Source organism: Acidovorax sp. GW460-11-11-14-LB4 (assembly GCF_059423685.1).
Map to the genome: position 1 here is coordinate 1 of NZ_JBWKYJ010000085.1, position 19251 is coordinate 19251.

A 19251-nucleotide genomic window follows, 5' to 3' on the forward strand; every position below is an offset into this window, starting at 1 on the left:
ACCCAGGGCCCCCCGTCCCTCCCGCGCTCCAGCGCCGTCCAGCTACCGCGTCGCGTCAGGCGCCTTTGTGGCGCCCGTGCGCCAGGTGCCTGCGCCTGCCACCAGCACCGTGGGGGGCTTGCCCACCTCGCGCCTGAACAAGCGCATGGCTGAGCTGGGCCTGTGCTCGCGCCGCGAGGCCGACGACTGGGTGGAGCAGGGCTGGGTCAAGGTCAACGGCGTGGTGGCGACCATGGGCCAGCAGGTCACGGCGGCCGACCGCATCGAGGTGGACAAGATTGCCCAGGGTTTCCAGGAGCAGCGCGTCACCATCCTGCTGAACAAGCCCATTGGCTATGTGAGCGGCCAGGCCGAGGACGGTCACACGCCCGCCGTGGCGCTGATCAACCCTCGCACCCACTGGCGCGATGACCCCAGCCGCAACCGCTTCTCTCCGCCGCAGCTGCGGGGCCTGGCACCTTGCGGGCGGCTCGATATCGACTCGGTGGGCCTCTTGGTGCTGACCCAGGACGGCCGCGTGGCCCGGCAGATCATTGGCGAGGACTCCGAGATGGAAAAGGAGTACCTGGTGCGCGTGGTCTACCAGGCCCCCGGTCAGGCGGTTACACGCCACCCCGGTGAGCGCTCCGCGCCGCTGCAGGAAATCGACGAGCGTGACCCGGTCAGCACCAATGTGCAGGCGGTGTTTCCCAGAGAGTTGCTGGAACGCCTGCGCCATGGCCTGAGCCTGGACGGCGAACCGCTCAAGCCCGCCAAGGTCGATTGGCAAAACCCCGAGCAGCTGCGGTTTGTGCTCACCGAGGGCAAAAAACGCCAGATCCGCCGCATGTGCGAACTGGTGGGGCTCAAGGTGGTGGGTCTCAAGCGCATCCGCATCGGCCGCGTGACCCTGGGCAACCTGCCGGTGGGGCAGTGGCGCTATCTGTCGCCCAACGAGCGGTTCTGAGAGCCTGCGGGCTCCCTGACACTTTTTAAACGGAGCCCTTTCATGCCCCCACCGTCCACACCCCGGCTGCGCAAGCCTGCTGCTTCTGCCCCTCCGGTCGACGGCGCCACTGCGGCGAACGCCAACCCGCTGCGTCAGTTGCGGGCGTCCGACCTGCGCGGTGTGGCGCGCCTGGCGGCGCAGGCCACCACCGGCATCAGCCGGGTGGCCGAGGGGGTACACCAGTCGGTGCTGGGCACGCTGGGGCTGCCGGGCGGTGCCCAGCCGGGTCGTACGCGGGGGCTGACCGGGTTGGTGTACCAAAGCATCCGGGGGGTAACGCAGCTGGTGGATGCGGGCCTGCAGGCCGGGCTGGCGCGGCTGGAACCGTTTTTTGCTCCGGCCACGCCATCCGACGCAGTGCATTGGGAGCGCGAGGCGGTCATCGCCGCGCTCAACGGCGTGATGGGCGACCGCCTGCAACGCGACGGCAACCCGCTGTGCACGCAGATGGGCTGGTACCAGCAGGGTCTGCCCCTGGACTTGCGCGCGCTGGCTGCACCGGGTGCCGCCACGGGCAAGCTTCTGGTACTGGTGCATGGCCTGTGCATGAACGACCTGCAGTGGCTGCGCCATGGCCACGACCATGGCGCCCATCTGGCCGAGGCCTTGGGCTACACCCCTGTCTACCTGCGCTACAACACCGGCCAGCACACATCCACCAACGGGGCCGAGTTATCGGCCCTGCTTGCATCCCTGGTGGCTTCGTGGCCCGTGCCGGTGACGGAGCTGTCCATCCTGGCCCACAGCATGGGTGGGCTGGTGGCGCGCAGCGCCTGTCACCATGCCGCACAGGCCCCGGCAGGCTCCGGCGGCTGGCTGCCCCGGCTGCGCCACCTGGTTTTTCTGGGCACCCCGCACCACGGCGCGCCCCTGGAGCGCGCGGGCCACTGGGTGGATGTGCTGCTGGGCAGCACCGCGTACTCACGCCCCTTTGCCCGCCTGGCCCAGTTGCGCAGTGCGGGCATCACCGACCTGCGCTACGGCCATGTGCTCGATACGGACTGGCAGGGGCGCGATCGCTTTCGCAAAAGCCCCGACCAGCGCACCCCGGTGCCGCTGCCTTCCGCCGTGGCGTGCCACGCGGTGGCGGCCACCCTGGCTGCGCGGCGCAGCCCGGTGGGCGAGCGGCTGGTGGGGGACGGGTTGGTGCCCTTGCACAGTGCGCTGGGCATCCACGATGATCCCGAGAGGACGCTGGGCTTTGCCAAGCCCCGGCAGGCGGTGTTCTACCGCCTGGGCCACCTGGATTTGCTGGCAGACGCGGGCGTGGCCCGGCAGCTTCAGGAATGGATGCAGGTATGAGTACCTGGGCGGCCTGCTTTTTGACGCAGGCGGCGCTTGCCAGGGGCCGGGGCGCGGCTACCATGTCGCGGTGCGCTACGTAACAAGGAGAATTTAGTGAGTGATGCGAAATACCGCCTGGTGACCCGCAGTGACTTTGACGGCCTGGTCTGCGCGGTGCTGCTCAATGAGCTGAACCTGATCGACGAGATCACTTTTGTCCACCCCAAGGACATGCAGGACGGCAAGGTGCCTATCACCAGCCGCGATATCACCACCAACCTGCCCTACGTGCCGGGTGCGCACCTGGTGTTCGACCACCACGAGTCCGAAACCATCCGCAACTCTGGTCGCCGCGACGAGAACCACATCATCGAGGCCCACGCCCCCTCGGCCGCGCGCGTGGTCTACAACCACTATGGGGGCAAGGCCGCGTTCCCGCGCATCACCGACGAGATGATGGCCGCCGTGGACCAGGCCGACTCGGCGCAGTATTCACGCGACGACATCCTCAACCCCCAGGGCTGGGTGCTGCTGAACTACCTCATGGACTCGCGCACGGGCCTGGGGCGTTTTCGGGAGTTCCGCATCAGCAACTATGCGCTGATGATGGATCTGATCCAGTATTGCCGCGACCACACCATCGACGAGATCCTGGCGCTGCCCGATGTGCAAGAGCGCGTCAACCTGTACCGCGAGCACGCCCCCAAAGCCCAGGCCCAGCTGCAAAGCTGTGCCATTCGCATCGGCAACCTAGTGGTGCTGGACCTGCGCGACGAGGAAACCATCTGGGCCACCAACCGGTTCATGATCTATGCGCTGTTTCCACAGTGCAACATCTCCATCCACGTGATGTGGGGCCTGCAGAAGCAGAACACGGTGTTTGCCACCGGCAAGTCCATTCTGGACCGAAGCAGCAAGACCCACGTGGGTAACCTGATGCTGGAGTTTGGCGGCGGCGGCCACGCGGCGGCGGGCACCTGCCAGGTGGCCAACGACAAGGCCGACACCATGCTCAAGACGCTGATCGAGCGCATCACCACCGACGGCTGAGCACTGAGGCCCGGCCGGGCGGTCAACGACCGCCATGCCTGGCCCTTGAAAAACGGGCGCACGCCCCTACATCACGCCTGCTGGTTCGGCAGGCGTGATTTTTTGTGCCGATCCCATTCGTATTCGTTCAGACCGATTTCCATAGAGAGAACCCCTCCATGAGCAAGCAAACCCTGTCGTTCCAGGCCGAAGTGGCCCAGCTGCTGCACCTGGTTACCCATTCGCTGTATTCCAACCAGGAAATCTTCCTGCGCGAGTTGATCTCCAACGCGTCGGACGCCTGTGACAAGCTGCGTTTTGAGGGCCTCAACAATGCCGCCCTTTTTGAAGACGCCCCCAACCTCGAAGTGCGCGTGACCTTCGACAAGGCCGCCAAGACGCTGACCATCACCGACAACGGCATCGGCATGAGCCAACAAGAGGCCATCGACCACCTGGGGACGATTGCCAAGAGCGGCACTAAGGACTTCATGGGCAAGCTCTCGGGCGACCAGAAGCAGGACGCCCAGCTCATCGGCCAGTTCGGCGTGGGCTTCTACTCCGGCTTCATCGTGGCCGACAAGATCACGGTGGAATCCCGCCGTGCGGGCCTGAAGGCCGAAGAAGGCGTGCGCTGGATCAGTGGCGGCACGGGCGACTTTGAGGTGGAAACCATCACCCGCGCCCAGCGCGGCACCAGCATCATCCTGCACCTGCGCGACGACGCCGAGGAATACCTCAACGCCTGGAAGCTCAAGCAGGTCATCGCCAAATACTCCGACCACATCAGCCTGCCCATCCTGATGGAAAAGGAAGAGTGGAAAGACGGCGAGCTGATCAACCCCAACGACGAAAACGGTGGCCGCCAGCCCGGCGGCATGGTCAAGACGGGCGAGTGGGAAACCATCAACAAGGCCAGCGCCCTGTGGACGCGTCCCAAGAAGGACATCACCGACGAGCAGTACGCCGAGTTCTACAAGACCATCAGCCACGATCACGAAGCCCCACTGACCTGGGCGCACAACCGCGTGGAAGGCAACACCGAATACACGCAGCTGCTGTACATCCCCGCCAAGGCGCCGTTCGATTTGTGGAACCGCGACAAGAAGGCTGGCGTGAAGCTGTATGTGAAGCGTGTGTTCATCATGGACGACGCCGAAGCGCTGATGCCCACCTACCTGCGCTTCGTCAAGGGTGTGATCGACTCGGCCGACCTGCCGCTGAACGTGAGTCGCGAGCTGCTGCAGGAAAGCCGTGACGTGCGGTCCATCCGCGAAGGGTCCACCAAGCGCGTGCTCTCGATGCTGGAAGACCTGGCCAAGCACGACAGGCACGACACCGCAGCGGGCGCCGACGGCGTGACCGACGTGGTGGATGCCGACGACAAAGCCAAGGAAGGCAAGTACACCGCGTTCTACGCCGAGTTTGGCGCCGTGCTGAAAGAAGGCCTGGGCGAAGATTTTGGCAACCGCGAGCGCCTGGCCAAGCTGCTGCGTTTTGCATCCACCACCAGCGACGCCGTGACGGTCGGTTTTGCCGATTACAAGGCCCGCATGAAGGAAGGCCAGGAGGCGATTTACTACATCACTGCCGACACCCTGGCTGCTGCCAAGAACAGTCCACAGCTCGAAGTCTTCAAGAAAAAGGGCATCGAGGTCCTGCTGATGACCGACCGCGTGGACGAGTGGGCACTGAACTACCTGCACGAGTTTGACGGCACCCCGCTGCAAAGCGTGGCCAAGGGCGCCGTGGACCTGGGCAAGCTGCAGGACGAGGCCGAGAAGAAGGCCGCTGAAGAGGCTGCCGAGGCGTTCAAGCCCGTGCTCGCCAAGCTCAAGGAAGCCCTGAAGGACAAGGCCGAAGACGTGCGCGTGACCACCCGCCTCGTCGACTCGCCCGCCTGCCTGGTGGTGCAGGACGACGGCATGAGCACCCAGCTGGCGCGCATGCTCAAGCAGGCCGGCCAGCAGGCGCCCGAGACCAAGCCCGTGCTGGAGGTGAATGCCGAGCACGCGCTGGTCAAGAAGCTCGACGGCAGCGTGCACTTCCATGACCTGGCGCACATCCTGTTCGACCAGGCCCTGCTGGCCGAAGGCGGCTTGCCAGAAGACCCTGCGGCGTACGTCAAGCGCGTGAACGCGCTGCTGGCCTGAGGTTCTCGCAGGTGGTGGGCGGGTGCGCCCCCGAGGCGAAATCTGCTTTCACCGTGCTTGAATAGGGGCTGTGAAACCATTCAAAGTGAAACCCCGGGGCTGGGCAGCGCCCGGGGTTTTTCTTTGGCCGCTGCGGGGTCAGCTCACTCCGGCGGCTGAGCCTGCTCCAGCAGCCGCGCATGCACCTGGTTGCGCTCTTGTGGGTCTGCATCCATCAAAGTCTTGAGGGCCTCATCGGGTAGCCGCATGCCGCGACGCCGGTCGGTTGCCACCGGTAGATTGCGCCAGCCGGAGAGCACCATCCAGTCCCACAACTCCCCCGAAATCCGATGGGTGACCGCCATCTTCAGCGCCTCCCGTTGGATGTCCGTGCCGACCGCAGGCACCTGCCCCACCGGCGCGGGGCGGCGTGCCTGTCGGATCGAAAAAACGTTGCGTATCCAGTCCTTCATGGGCGGGGGGGGGCGTGTTGATAGGGTGCAGCATAGCCCACCGTGTTGGCTTTGCTCAAGCCTCACGGGCCTTGCATAACGCCGCACAACGCTGCTGTCCGCAGCGGAGTTCACTGCGTTGGCGTGCGCGGAATGCCCTGCGCTCCAACGCGCGAATCATTGAAGCCCTGATGGCTTGCGCGGGCCAAGGAAGCCAAGGGCCGCGCCTTCTTCCGCCGAGTTGAACACCACAGCCCTACGAGCGAGTGGTGCGAACGATACGCATTGCGTTACGCAATGGTTAACGATTGTTGCCTCGCAGCAATGCGCCTGTTTCGTGGATAGATTCGAGTGCTGCTTCAGCCACCAAGGCTGGGCGTCTTCGCGGTCTCCCCTCACACCGATTTTTACCAACCCGAAAAGGGGCTGGTGAGGTTGCGGCGTGGCCAAAAACTTGAGCTGTTCATCACTTCAGGACCAACTATGTTCAATCCGTTGTCGCGCCTCTTTGTGGGCGCGCATCCGCCCAGTAGACAGATGCAGGAATTTGACGGTACTACGCCGCCCGGGCAGGGCATGCGCCATCAACGCTGGGCGGAGAAATCCCGCCGGGCATCCCGCGCCTTGCGCCGGTTTGGCTGGCTGTTGCTGGCGAATGGATTGGTCGCGGGCGCTGCCCTGGCGCAGTCTGCGGACCTGGTGGTGAACCACGCAGACTCTCCGGACCCGGGGCCAGCTGGCGGCATCTTCACGTACACGCTGCGCATCGACAACAACGGACCCAATGGGGCGGTGGGTGTCACGTTGACAGACACCTTGCCCGCAGGTTCCGTCTTCATTGATGTGAACACCACCGCAGGCACCTGCAACCAGGCTGGCGGCACGGTCAGTTGCGCCTTGGGCGACATTCCGTTCAATGCCAATCAAACGGTGACAGTGCGCGTGCGCTTGCCTTCGGCCGGGGTGTGGACCAACACCGCCACGGCGGGCAGCACCACCGCAGACCCCAACGCCAGCAATAACGTCAACAGCATCCAGGCCACAACGGCCACGCAAGCGGCTGACCTTTCGGTGTCTGCAGTTCCGTCTGTTGCCAGCGTGAATGCAGGCCAAGCTTACAGCTACGCATTGCAGGCTACCAACCAGGGGCCGGACGCGGCAGATGGCAGCCAGAGCATTAGCTTCACCGTGCCTGCCGGGGCTTTGATCACCGCAGCACCCTCGGGCAGTGGTTGGTCGTGCACGCCGTCCAGCGGCTATCCGCTGAGCAGTGGCAACGTGAGCTGTACCCGCTCGGGCACCTTGGCGAATGGTGCCACCACCTCGGTGGTGACCGTACCTGCTGTGTCCAATGTGAACGGCACCGTGACTGCCGCATTTGCCGTGGCTGGCCGCAAGCCAGACAGCGCGACCATGCCGGATGGGGATTTGACCAACAACACGGTCACTGTAGATGTGGCCTCCAACGCTGGAGCGGATGTGTCGGTCACCAAGACGGCCGCCAGTTCCAACGTGGCGCAGGGTGCCAACGTGGTGTACACCCTGACGCCCCGCCTCAATGGCGGCATGTCGCTGGTGGGGCAGGTCGTCACGGTGACCGACACCTTGGGGGCGGGGTTGACCTTTGTTTCTGCGACGGGCTCCGGATGGACATGTGATGCCACCATCACCTGCACCCGGTCAGAGTACACGGGCGCCAACTTCAGCAACATGCCCGCGATTACCGTGACAGCCACGGCGGATAACACCGGGGTGTTGAGCAACACGGCGGGTGTCAGCACCGCGCTGCCCGACCCTGTGCCTGGCAACAACAGCGCCACGGCCAATGTCACGTCCAGCAACGACGCAGACATGCGGTTGACCAAAACGGCGAGCATCAACCCGGTGGTGCCCAACCAGCCATTCAACTACACACTGACAGCACGCAACACCGGCCCCTTGGCCATCCCGGCGGGCCAGACCATCACCATCACAGACCAGGTTCCGGCGGGGGTCACCCTCAACACCCTCGTCAGCGCGACCGGATGGACCTGCGATGCTTTGCCGTTTGCAGGGCCTGGTGCATGGAACTGCTCTCGCTCCACTGCGTTGTCGGCCAACACCGACGCGCCTGTGGTCACCGTCTCTGCCATGCTGACCGGCACCGGTACGGCCACCAACAACGCCTGCGTGGCCCTGGGGGCAGGCGTACGGGTGGACAGCAATGCCGCCAACAACTGTGCGGGGGTCGGCGTCACATCGACCGCAACGCAGGCCGATCTGCGGGTGGTGTCTAAAACGGCGTCGCCCACCACCGTGGTGGCCGGCGAGAACCTGACCTATGTCATCACCGTGGAGAACCTGGGCCCTGCAACGGCCACCAATGTGGTGGTGTCGGACACGTTGGCCAGCCTGGTCAATACGGGGGGCTTTCAGTCTGCTACAGCCTCGCAGGGCTCTTGCACGCCCAACGGGGTGACCAACGGGACTTCGCAGAACCTGAGCTGTTCTCTGGGCACCCTGGCAGCAGGTGCACAAGCGACGGTGACCCTGGTGGTACGTCCCAATATCGCAGCTACCGGAAATCGCACGAACACGGCCACCGTGCGGTCCACCGATGTGGGCGATCCTGATCAATCCAACAACAGCGGCAGCGTGACCAGCCAGGTCACCGCCCTGGTGGATGTCACGGCTGCCAAGACCGCGACCCCCGCCTCCGTGGCTGCCGGAGCACCGATCACCTTCGTGGCGACGATCGGAAACACCGGGCCGTCCACCGCGCAAACGGTGCAGATGGTGGACACCTTGCCCTCCAACGCCGCCTTCATCGAGTTGGTCACCGTCAGCGGCGGTGGATCCTGCTCGCCGATCACGGCGGGCACCGTCGGAGGAACCCTCACCTGCACCTGGACGAGCATCACGGCGGGCTCGCAGCAGACGGCCACCTATCGCATGCGGCCCCTGGGCAACGCTGCGGGCAGCAACGTCGTCAACAGCATCGCTGCAACCACTGCCACTGCCGAGTCCAACACAAGCAACAACAGCGCAACGACCACGACACCCGTCACGGCCGCACAGCTCGATATCCTGGTGAACAAGGTGGACAGCGCCGACCCGGTGGACCTGGGGCAACCGACCACCTACACCATCACCATCAACAACAGCGGACCTTCCTATGGGACCAATGTGGTGATGACGGACATCTTCCCGGCCCCAGGCTCGGCGCCGACCGCGACGTTCAGCTACCAAGGTGCGTTGACCGTGAATGCGGGGGGCGTGTGTACCGAGCCGACCGTGGGCGCTACCAGTGGCACGCTGCGCTGCGTTTTCCCAGGCCTTAACAGTGGCCAGACGGCAACGGTGACCTATGCCATGCGTGCGGAGACGCTCACGGTGGCGGGTGCCACCAGCGGCACGGCCTTCAACCGGGCCAGCGTGACCGTGGACGAGACGGAAACCACCCTGGCCAACAACGTGGTCACGCATGACACCACTGCGCGCCGCTTTACCGTGGCGACCGATCTGGCCCTGGTCAAGTCAGCACCTGTGGGGCCTTTGGCGCCTGGCGCATCGCTCAACTACACACTGACGGTCACCAACAACGGCCCTCTGGCCAGCGATGGCGCACAAGTGGTGGATGTGCTGCCTGCGGGGGTGAGCTTTGTCTCGGCCGTTGGCTGCGTGAATGCGGCAGGCACAGTGCGGTGCGCGATCGGGCCCCTGGCAGTGGGGGCTTCGCGGACCTTCACGCTGGTGACAGCGCTGGCATCGCCCTATACCGGCGCACGTCCGCTGGTCAACACAGCCACGCTGGATGCGCCGGGTGACACCAATCCCGGCAACAACTCCAGCACCACCACCACCACGGTGTCGGTGCCGCCCAGCGGGACCAGCAGCATTCCAACCTTGTCGGAGTGGGGGCTGATCATCCTGTCCACCCTGCTGGGCATGATGGCTTGGGGGCAGGCGGCACGGGGGCGTCGTCGCTGACCGCTTCGCAGTAGTCCCCCTCGGCGCTTCGCACATCTGCGAAGCGCTCCGGCTGGTGTCGGCCAGCACGCACCAAGGCGTGCTGGCCGCTTTTTTGTTTGTCGATAATGGAAGCTTCGCCTGAATCTTTACAGGCAGCTTTGTTGTCCAAGAGTTCCATGCTGCGTTTTTTTCTGACCTTTGTACTGCTTCAGCTTTCCCTTTTTGGCATCAACATGCTGGGCGTGGTACAGCAGCATGTGGTTCTTCCGTGGACGGAGTTGCTGGCGCGCGCCTGCGTGGCGTTGGTCATGCTGTTTGACGAAACCGCTGCGGCGGCGGGCAAGGTGCTTTGGAACACCGCGACCGGCTTTGGTGTTTCGATCGAGCCCGGATGCAACGGCATCGAAGCCTGCATCGTGCTGTTTGCTGCCGTGATGGCGTTCCCCTCGTCCTGGCGCCACAAGCTGGTGGGCCTTTTGGTCGGCTTTCTGGCGGTGCAAGGGCTCAACGTGGTGCGGGTGATCAGTCTTTTCTACCTCGGGCAGTGGAACACGCAAGTGTTCAACTTTGCGCACGAGTACCTGTGGCAGGCACTCATCATGCTGGACGTGCTGGTTGTCTGGCTGCTCTGGGTGCGCGCAGGCAGCAAGTCGCAGGAAGCGTCCGGGCCTCCATCGCCGCCTGAAGATCCACCTGCGCCCCCGGCGTACTCCGCAGTCTCTCCAAAGCCTGCCGACCCGCTGGTGAGCGCGTCTCTGGACCTGTCGCCGCCCGTGCGATGAGCCGAAAGCGAAGGAACGGACTGCCCATGCGCCGACTATCTCCCTTGACGATCTTCATGCTGTCTGCCTTCGGGTGGATCGTGGCCCTGACGACTGTGTGGTCGCAGGTGTCCGCATGGACTTCCTACCCCGTGGGGGCGCTTTCGCACATGGCGCTGGAGCAGAGTGCGCCGATGTGGGTGCGGCAGGTGCATCTGTCGCCGGGCACCATGGAGGTGGATACCGCGATCTCCGTGCCTGTTCCCGACGCGGGCGGGCGACGCGGGGAGATCACCATCGATGTCAGCACAGCACGCTACGCCTACGGGCTGCCGATCTTCATTGCGCTGCTTCTGGCGGCCCGAGGCCGGGGGCGCCTGTGCCGTGCGGCTGCAGGGTATGCCTTGCTGCTACCGTTCCAGGCATTCAGCCTGACGATGAGCGCCCTGATGCAAATGGTGCTGGCCGCCCAGGCCGACATCCGCCTGCTGAGGGTGTCCCAGTGGCAAATGGAGGCCATTGTGTATGGCTACCAGCTGAGCTCTCTGGTGCTGCCTACGCTGGTGCCTATCCTGCTGTGGCTGTGGATGGACCGCAAATTTGTGAATGACGTGCTGATCCGCAGCTGGCGCGAGTCGCTGCCGCCTGCCACGTCCTCGCCTTGAGCCTGGCCAGCGGGCACTGCCGGCCACTACCCTGACAGTGTTTCGGTGGTCGCGGCGCGTTGCTGCCCAGGGGCGCGGTGGAGGGCTGGTGCGCCCACAGGATCCAGCCGGTACCCCATCCCATAAATCGCTGAGATCGTGTAGCCGTTGTTCTCGGTCAGCTCCAGCTTCGTGCGCAGGCGTGACATGTGGGTGTCGAGCGAGCGCGAGGGGGTTTCGGCGCTGTCGCCCCAGACGGCTTCGCGCAGGTGGGTGCGGGACAGCAGGCGCCCGGCGTTACGGAACATGAACAGGGCCAGTTCGTACTCGCGGTGCTTGAGTTCGATGGGTTGGCCGTGCACGCTCAGAGAGCGCTTATCGGCGTCAAAACAGTAGGCGCCGAAGGTCATGCGGGCGCCCATGCTTTCGGGGTAGGCGCGGCGCAGCAGCGCTGTGATGCGGGCCACGAGTTCGCCCATGCGCAGGGGCTTGCTCATGAAATCGTCGGCACCGCGCGAGAGCGCTTCGACCACGTCGCGTTCATCGTTGCGGCGGGTGATGAACAGGATGGGCAACTGCATGCCGCTCATGTCGCGCACGGTCTGTACGACCTCGGTGCCCTCCATGTCCGGCAGGTGCCAGTCGACGATCAGCAGGTCGAAGGTGTCGTGCCGCAGGGCCTTCAGCAGACTGGTGCCGTCGGCGTAGGTGTGGCACACATGGTGGTGGCATTCCAGGGTGCCCTTGATCTGCTCCAGCAGGAGAAGGTCGTCGTCAAGGACTGCGATGCGCATGGTGGTGGGCTCTGGGCCGGGGGCCGTGAAATCAAAGAAACACCTCTTTGGGGAAGAGGTGCCTTGATGGTGCCCCACATCGGGCAGCTGTGCGCAGGGGTTGACAATCGTTTGCAATGGCCTGGCCTGCGCTGGTGGGGCCTGTCCGCGCCCGGTCCGCCTTGTCAGGCCACCAGCGGTTCTTCCTCCATCGCCTCGATCTGCTCGATCAGCATGTCCACCTGCCCGCGCCAGTAGTCGCTGCTGCCAAACCAGGGAAAGTTCACCGGGAAGATCGGGTCTTGCCAGCGGCGCGCGAGCCAGGCGCTGTAGTGGATCAGGCGCAAGGTGCGCAGCGGTTCGATGAGTGCCAGCTCGCGGCGGTCGAAGCTGCGGAACTGCTCGTAGCCGTCGATCAGGGCGCCGAGCTGGTGGGTGCGCTGGCGCCGGTCTCCCGACAGCAGCATCCATAGATCCTGCACGGCCGGACCCATGCGCGCGTCGTCCAGATCCACGAAGTGCGGGCCGCCGCGGCCCCATTCATCCAGCGGGGTCCAGAGGATGTTGCCGGGGTGGCAGTCGCCGTGCAGGCGGATCATGGTGGCATTATTCAAGCCAAATTGGCCTGTAGCGCTAGTGGAATATGCGCTGGCAGCTATCAAATCAAGAGCTTTGTCGCACTGTGCCTTCCAGGCGGCTTGCATGTCGAGCGGAATGATCTCGTTCATCAGCAGCCAGTCGCGCGATGCCGTGCCGAAGGTGGCCAGGTCCAGCGTGGGCCGGTGTGCAAAGGGCTGGGCGGCGCCCACGGTGTGGATGCGGGCCAGAAAGCGGCCGATCCATTCCAGCACTTCAAAGTCGTCCAGCTCGGGCTGGCGCCCGCCGCGCCAGGGGCTGACGGAGAACGCAAAGCCATCGTGCTGGTGCAGGGTGGTGCCGTTCAACACCACCGGGCCCACGGCGGGCACCTCGGCGGCCATCAACTCGGCGGCAAAGGCGTGTTCTTCGAGGATCTGCGCCTCGCTCCAGCGGCCTGGGCGGTAGAACTTGGCCACCACGCGCTCGCCGTCTTCCAGCGTGACCTGGTACACCCGGTTTTCGTACGACGACAGGGCCATGAGGCGGCCATCGCCGTACAGGCCCACGCCAGCCAGTGCGTCCAGCACCTGGTCGGGGGTGAGGCGGGCGTAGGGGTGCTGGTCGTTGGCGGGGTTGGTAGCGGTATCGGGGGGCAATGGGGTCATGCCCCATTGTCGCCGCCATGCCCTTGGCCGCCGGGTTGCGGGCTTTAAGCGGGCAGCATCGTCGCGATATGCCCCGCACGCGGGTCGCCGCTGCCCGCCAGCACGCTGGCGAACAGGGTTTGCGTGGCCTGGGGGCCCGCATGGCGCTGCACCACCAGCCAGGGCTGTGGCCCCGACGACACGGCGGCGCTGAACTGGTTCCACGCCGCCACCAGGCGGTCGTTCAGGCCCTGGGCGCCCCAGTCGGCGTGGCGCTTCTTGACCTGGGCGGGCGCAAAGAACATCACCGGGCGCGGACCGGGCAACTGGCCTGCGCCACCCAGGTCCTGCACGTGGCTGGCGCCCACCGAGCAGCTGTAGGCCAGGCCCGTGAAGTGGGCGTGCATGCGCTGGCGCAGGCCCACGCTGCCCGCAAAGTCGATGTAGACGCTGGGTGTGGCGCCGTCGATCTGGTCCAGTGCGTCGTAGGTGACCACGCGGCTGTAGCAGCCCAGGCTTTCGCAAAAAGCCACATTGCCGGGCGAGGTGAGGCCAATGACCTCGATGCCGTCGCGCTGTGCAAGCTGGAAGGCGGTGCCGTAGGCCGTTTTGCTCGACGCGCTGGACAGCAGCATGCGCTTGGCGCCAAAGAACTGCTGGTCGGCCAGAAAGTCGTCGATGAGCCACGAGGTGATGAACAGCGGCCGCAGCAGCGCCTGCACGTCCTCGTTGTCGGCGCGGTACAGCCCGTCGGTGCTGGTGCGCAGGTAGTGGTTGTAGACCGCATGCAGGCCCGCGCGGTGCGGGGCGCCGTCGCTGAAGCCCGTGGGGTTGACACGCTGGGGCGACAGCACGGCCTGGCTGGCCATGGGCCAGTAGCCATACAGCCGCTCGCTCACCGCCACGGCCGGGTGCAGCGACTGCACCACGGTGCCAAAGCCCCACACGGGCACGATGCCCCAGCCGGCCTCGCCGGTGGGGAAGAACTGCCAGTAGTTCAGCATGTCGCCCAGCGCGGCATAGGTGATGTTGTTGGCCGTGAGGGCAAACGACTCGACCCGCACGCGGACCTGGCCCTCGGCCAGCGGGGTGTCGTCGGTGGTCAACAGGCGGGTGGTGGCCAGCTGGTCCTGGCGCACGAGAAGGGTGGTGGTGCTCATGCCGCGACGCTAAACCAAAGCGTGCCCGCGCTCAAGCGGCGCGCGCCGCCTGGGCGACAGGTGCGCGGCGTGGCGGTGCGCCGGAATGCTGACGGGCTCAGTCCGCCGTGGGCTGGGCCAGTTGCTCGAAAGGCAGCGCCTGCTTGACCAGGATGACCGTGCAGGGCGCATCGCGCGCCACGCGCATGGGCACCGTGGCAAAAAAGCGCTGGGTTTGCAGCCCGTGGGTGGCGGCGCCCAGGATCATCATGCTCACGTGGTTGCTGGCCGCATAGCGCACCAGCGCCTGGGCCACGTCGCCCGCTTCGAGCACGTGGTAGCTCACGGCATGGCCGGTCAGGTCCAGCCCTTGGGCCCACTGGCGCAGGCGCGCCATGTGCTGGCGGTGCAACGTGGTTTCGCTGCGCTCGCTGTCGCTGGTGCTGCTGGCGCCGGGCGACACCACCGTCACGCAGGCCAGCCGTGCGCCGGGGCGGATGCCCAGGGAGCGCGCCACCGCCTGGCGCAGCGAATACAGCGTGGCGTCCGTCACGTCGGCATGGGGTACGGCCACCATGAGGATGGGCGTGTCCTCGATCTGCTGCGAGGGCAGGGGGCTGGGGGTGTAGTGCATGCCCGCTGCGCGCAGCCAGCGGCGCAGGTGGGTGCGCAGCGGCGTGCGCTCGGTGCGCTCGCCGCGTTCGGTGATGAGTACCTGCTCGGGGTTGGACAGGTCAAACGCCAGGTGCGCGGCCGAGGGGTAACGGCTTGCGGCCTCGGGCTCCAGGCAGCGCAGGATGACCTCCTGCAGCCAGGGCGGGATGTCGGCCCGGTGCTTGCGCGGCGGCGCGGGCGTCATCCACAGCCGCTGGCGCATGCCGCCGCTGGTGGTGGGTGCGCCAAAGGGCAGCTCGCCAGTGGCCAGCTCGTACAGCATCACGCCGATGGCAAAGATATCGCTGCGCGGGTCTCCGCGCACCCCCACCACCTGCTCCGGTGCAATCCAGGCGGGCGAGCCCACGGCCTGGCGCATTTCCTCGGCCAGCAGGTCGGGGTAGTGCGCGTGGCACGAGAGGCCAAAGTCCAGCAGCACGGCCGTGCCGTCTTCCTTGACGAGCACATTGGCAGGTTTGAGGTCCAGGTGGCACACGTTCTGCTGGTGCAGGCTGTGCGCGGCGCGCGCCGTGGCCGCGCCCAGGCGGGCGATGGTTGCTGTGTCGCAGCGGCAAGGCCCTTCGTCCAGCCAGTGCTGCAGCGTCTGGCCGGGGATGTATTCCATGATCAGGTAGGGCAGACGCACCAGGTCGCCCGCCGCCACAAAACGCGGCACATGCGGGCCGCTGAGCACGGGCAGGATCTGCAGCTCGACCTCGAAGCTCACGATGTTCTCGGCCCCGTCGCCCGCCGTCATGCGCGGGATCTTCATCGCCATGGCAAAGCCGGGGCTGCGGTCGGCCTGCGCGTATTCCACGGCGTAGATGTGGGCCATGCCGCCCGCGTGGATGCAGTCCACCACGCGGAAGCCGTCGATCTCGGTGCCGGGTTCCAGCAGTTTCATGTCACTGGCCTTTTTCGAGCCGATCGGCGTAGAAGCCGGGCAGGCCCGCCGCGCGGATGGCGGCGGCGGCGGCCAGGTGGTCGTAGGGCACGCGGTAGAACGTGATCTGCTTGGCGATGTCGTCGAACAGCGCGTACATGGCGCGTGCATCGCCGTCGCGCGGCTGGCCCACCGAGCCCACAATGCCCAGCCACTGGCGGTGTGTCGGCACGGGCACGGGCACGCCGGGCTCCGGCGCAAAGCGCATCAGCTTGGCGGTGGGCGTGAGGAAGTACAGCACCTGCTCGTGCACATGGCCGCTGAACACGTAGCGGATGGCGGGGTCGAGGGCCTGGGCCGCAGTCATGCTGCGCTCGGCGGCGTTGGAGTCCTCCACATACCGCCACTGCGCGGGCATGTCGGCACTGGCGTGCACCAGCAAGGCGCTGCTGCCCAGCCGCGCCGTGAGCGGCAGCGACTGCAAAAAGGCGATGTGGCTGTTGCCGAGCTGGTCGTGCGTCCATTGCGCTCCCAGCTCGCTGCGGTTGCGTGGGTTGGCAGGCGGGGCCAGGGCCATGGCGTCATGGTTGCCCAGCACACACAGGGCACCTTGCTGGGCCAGGTCGCGCACCTGCTCCACCACGGCCACGGGCTCGCCGCCGTACCCCACCAGGTCGCCCAGCAGCGCAAATTGTTCGGCGCCCTGTGCGCGGGCGTGTTGCAGGCAGGCGTCCAGGGCCTGGCGGTTGGCGTGGATGTCGGACAGCAGGGCGATTTTCATGTTGTTGTCTCCAACCCCATCATCGCGCGCATGGCTGAATGGCAGCTTGCAGGCGGCAGTACCTGCGTGGATTCAAAGAAAAAATAGCTGCCAGCGCTTGTTGATCAAGCGCTGGCAGCTATGGTTTTGGTAGCTCAGAGGCTGCGCTGGGCGGCGGGTTTTTTGTCCAGCGCCAGCACCAGGCCCAGCGCAATGATCGCGGGCAGCGCCTGGCTGAAGAAGATCTTGGGCGCTGCGGTGGCGGCGCCAAATACCCCGGCCACGATCACGCAGGCCAGGAAGAAGATCTTGAACACCCGGTTGCCGGTGAACAGCCCCCAGAACAGGCCTGCCGCCAGAAAACCGTTGTACAGCCCCTGGTTGGCCGCCAACGTGGTGGTGGCGTCGGCCAGCTCCTGGGTCAGGTTGAAGGTCTTCATGCCCAGGGGCTTGTTCCAGAAGAACATTTCGAGCACGAGGATGTACACATGCTCGATGGCCACCAGGGCCACCGCGATGCGGGGAAGCAGCTGGCGGCCCATCGCTTAGACGATCGTGATGGTCACGTCGATGTTGCCGCGCGTGGCGTTGGAGTAGGGGCAGACCTGGTGGGCTGCGTCTACCAGCTTCTGGGCCGTGGCCTTGTCCAGGCCGGGCAGGCTGATCGCAAGGCGGGCAGCGATGCCGTAGGCGTTCGGGATGGGGCCCAGGTCCACTTCGGCGTCGATGGACACGTCCTGGGGCACGGGGATGCCGATCTTGCCACCCACAGCCTTCATCGCGCCGATGAAGCACGCTGCGTAGCCGGAGGCAAACAGCTGCTCGGGGTTGGTGCCGGTGCCGGACGTACCAGGCGAGGACAGCTTGACGTCCAGGCGGCCGTCATCGGTCTTGGCGGCGCCATCGCGGCCACCGGTCACGTGGGACTTGGCGGTGTACAGGACTTTTTCGAGCTTGGTCATGGTGTCTTCCTTGCGGTTGTTGCCCACTGGCGGGCGGTGGAGGGAATCGGTTCTTGCGCCGTCTGCAGACCGTCAGCGTTGCTCGCTGAGCCGGTCTCGCAGCTGCTTGAGTTCGGTGGTCAAGGTGGTCAGCTCGGCAATCGAGCACTGGCTGCTTTGCAGCACGCACGGTGGAATGGCTTCGGCCTGGTTGCGCAGCGCGCGGCCTTGCGACGTGAGGGTGATGCGCACACGGCGCTCGTCCTGCACATCGCGCAACCGGGCAATGTGGCCCTGCGCCTCCAGGCGCTTGAGCAACGGCGTGAGCGTGCCGGAGTCGAGGAACAGGCGCTCGCCCAGCTCGGAGACGGTCACGCCATCCTGCTCCCACAGCACCAGCATCACGAGGTACTGGGGGTAGGTCAGGCCGATCTGGTCGAGCAGCGGTTTGTACAGCTTGGTCATCGCCAGCGAGGCGGAATACAGCGCAAAGCAGACCTGGTTGTCCAGCCGCAGGATGGCGGGGCTGGGAGTGTGGGGTGTGCTGTGGCTGGGCATGGAGTGAATTGTGGGTGCAAATTCAATTGTGTGCAATTGAATTGTGAAAAACTTTGTTAATGGATGGGATTGTGTGGGTGGGGGAGCGGCGCCGCGCCATCGGTGCTACTCGCGCGTACCGCTTGCGCAGGTGGGGGAGCTGTGCCCCCTTCACCCTCGGGAAACTGCTATCAATAGCAGAGCTGCTAGCGCATGATTCATATGCGCTAGCAGTCGATTGGGCTTGCAATTTGGCATGTAGTGGTTCGGGCGACGACGAACCACCAGGCCCTCAGCGCCCGCTGAACTGCGCGGGCCGGCGCTCGACAAAAGCGCGCACGCCTTCGGCCGCATCCTCGCTGTTGGCCAGTTCCTTCTGCACCGGGATGAAGTCCGCCACCGCAGCCGCCTGGCCTTGCTCGATGGCTTTGAGCACATTCAGGCGAGTGGCGACCACCGCGCGCGGCGCCTGTGCGGCAATGCGCTGGGCAATCGCCAAGGCTTCGTCCAGCTCCTGGCCAGCCGGCACCACTTTCTGCACAAAGTTCAGGCGGTACGCCTCGGCGCTGCCAAACTCGTCGGCCGTCAGCAGGTGCAGCAGCGCATTGCCCGTGCCCGCGCGCTCGGCCATGCGCAGCGTGGCGCCGCCTGTGGCCATGATGCCGCGCTGCACCTCCATCTGCGAGAAGCGGCAGTTGTCGGCCGCCACCACGATGTCGGCGCCCAGCATCAGCTCGATGCCCACTGTGAAGCAGATGCCCTTGACCGCCACCACCATGGGCTTGGTGCGGCGCCGGTAGCCGGGCAGGCCGTAGTTATGGGGCTCCACCAGGCCTTCGGGGATGGCTTTTTCGCCGCGCTGCATGTAGGCGCTCACGGCGGGCAAGTCCAGTCCGGCCGTGAAGTGGTCGCCCATGGCATGCAGCACACCGACGCGCAACTCGGGGTCATCGTCGAGGCGGGTGTAAGCCTCGGCCAGCTGGCGGAACATGGGCGGCGTCCAGCCGTTGCGCTTGGCCGGGCGGTTGATGCCGATCAGCAGCACGTGGCCGAGCACCAGGGTGTCGATGTTGCCCTCGGGCGGGGGCGTGGTGGGGGGG

Annotated in this window: 17 protein-coding genes; 7 read left to right on the forward strand and 10 right to left on the reverse strand. The window is 65.7% G+C overall.

Features of this window, described 5'->3' with window-relative positions; all coding sequences use genetic code 11:
• The 4 genes from AC07X4_RS21300 to htpG form a co-directional block, all read left to right on the forward strand.
• The coding region (locus AC07X4_RS21300; protein ID WP_494741236.1) for a pseudouridine synthase at nucleotides 1–946 on the forward strand (946 nt) is incomplete at its 5' end.
• A gap of 42 nt (nucleotides 947–988) precedes the next feature.
• A complete protein-coding gene (locus AC07X4_RS21305; protein ID WP_494741237.1) occupies nucleotides 989–2290 on the forward strand; it encodes an esterase/lipase family protein in 1302 nt (433 codons plus the stop codon).
• Between the two features lie 96 nt (nucleotides 2291–2386).
• On the forward strand, nucleotides 2387–3322 hold the full coding sequence (locus AC07X4_RS21310; RefSeq protein ID WP_099731391.1) for an exopolyphosphatase: 936 nt from the start codon (nucleotides 2387–2389) through the stop codon (nucleotides 3320–3322).
• A 158-nt stretch (nucleotides 3323–3480) separates the two neighbouring features.
• Entirely contained in the window at nucleotides 3481–5454 is a 1974-nt protein-coding gene (htpG, locus tag AC07X4_RS21315) for a molecular chaperone HtpG (RefSeq protein WP_494741238.1), read from the forward strand.
• 143 nt (nucleotides 5455–5597) lie between these two features.
• Here htpG and AC07X4_RS21320 read toward each other — a convergent pair whose 3' ends face one another.
• A complete protein-coding gene (locus AC07X4_RS21320; protein WP_395457871.1) occupies nucleotides 5598–5906 on the reverse strand; it encodes a hypothetical protein in 309 nt (102 codons plus the stop codon).
• Nucleotides 5907–6368: 462 nt separating this feature from the next.
• Between AC07X4_RS21320 and AC07X4_RS21325 the strand changes: the two genes are divergently transcribed.
• From AC07X4_RS21325 to AC07X4_RS21335, 3 genes are all read left to right on the forward strand, one after another.
• Nucleotides 6369–9854, forward strand: a complete 3486-nt coding sequence (locus AC07X4_RS21325; protein WP_494741239.1) for an IPTL-CTERM sorting domain-containing protein — start codon at nucleotides 6369–6371, stop codon at nucleotides 9852–9854.
• 158 nt (nucleotides 9855–10012) lie between these two features.
• The gene (xrtH, locus tag AC07X4_RS21330; RefSeq protein ID WP_108497111.1) at nucleotides 10013–10618 is read left to right on the forward strand and encodes an exosortase H; all 606 of its coding nucleotides are present in this window, start codon (nucleotides 10013–10015) and stop codon (nucleotides 10616–10618) included.
• Between the two features lie 26 nt (nucleotides 10619–10644).
• Complete coding sequence (locus AC07X4_RS21335) at nucleotides 10645–11262, forward strand: exosortase H-associated membrane protein (protein ID WP_494741240.1); 618 nt, start codon at nucleotides 10645–10647, stop codon at nucleotides 11260–11262.
• Nucleotides 11263–11288: 26 nt separating this feature from the next.
• On the opposite strand, the gene AC07X4_RS21340 is transcribed toward AC07X4_RS21335, so the two are convergent.
• From AC07X4_RS21340 to AC07X4_RS21380, 9 genes are all read right to left on the reverse strand, one after another.
• Nucleotides 11289–12035: a response regulator transcription factor gene (locus tag AC07X4_RS21340; RefSeq protein WP_056059686.1), complete on the reverse strand. Its 747-nt coding sequence runs from the start codon at nucleotides 12033–12035 to the stop codon at nucleotides 11289–11291.
• Between the two features lie 164 nt (nucleotides 12036–12199).
• The gene (locus tag AC07X4_RS21345; protein WP_494741241.1) at nucleotides 12200–13258 is read right to left on the reverse strand and encodes a serine/threonine protein kinase; all 1059 of its coding nucleotides are present in this window, start codon (nucleotides 13256–13258) and stop codon (nucleotides 12200–12202) included.
• Between the two features lie 44 nt (nucleotides 13259–13302).
• Nucleotides 13303–14397, reverse strand: coding sequence for a DUF2855 family protein (locus AC07X4_RS21350; protein WP_494741242.1), 1095 nt, complete (start codon nucleotides 14395–14397; stop codon nucleotides 13303–13305).
• Nucleotides 14398–14494: 97 nt separating this feature from the next.
• Nucleotides 14495–15934: a serine/threonine protein kinase gene (locus AC07X4_RS21355; protein ID WP_494741243.1), complete on the reverse strand. Its 1440-nt coding sequence runs from the start codon at nucleotides 15932–15934 to the stop codon at nucleotides 14495–14497.
• Nucleotide 15935: 1 nt separating this feature from the next.
• Nucleotides 15936–16694, reverse strand: a complete 759-nt coding sequence (locus AC07X4_RS21360; RefSeq protein ID WP_146870113.1) for a metallophosphoesterase family protein — start codon at nucleotides 16692–16694, stop codon at nucleotides 15936–15938.
• 134 nt (nucleotides 16695–16828) lie between these two features.
• Nucleotides 16829–17215, reverse strand: coding sequence for a DUF1304 domain-containing protein (locus tag AC07X4_RS21365; RefSeq protein WP_063459367.1), 387 nt, complete (start codon nucleotides 17213–17215; stop codon nucleotides 16829–16831).
• A 3-nt stretch (nucleotides 17216–17218) separates the two neighbouring features.
• Entirely contained in the window at nucleotides 17219–17635 is a 417-nt protein-coding gene (locus tag AC07X4_RS21370; protein ID WP_121943912.1) for an organic hydroperoxide resistance protein, read from the reverse strand.
• Nucleotides 17636–17707: 72 nt separating this feature from the next.
• A complete protein-coding gene (locus tag AC07X4_RS21375) occupies nucleotides 17708–18172 on the reverse strand; it encodes a MarR family winged helix-turn-helix transcriptional regulator (RefSeq protein WP_099731384.1) in 465 nt (154 codons plus the stop codon).
• 271 nt (nucleotides 18173–18443) lie between these two features.
• The coding region (locus AC07X4_RS21380) for a crotonase/enoyl-CoA hydratase family protein (protein WP_494741244.1) at nucleotides 18444–19251 on the reverse strand (808 nt) is incomplete at its 5' end.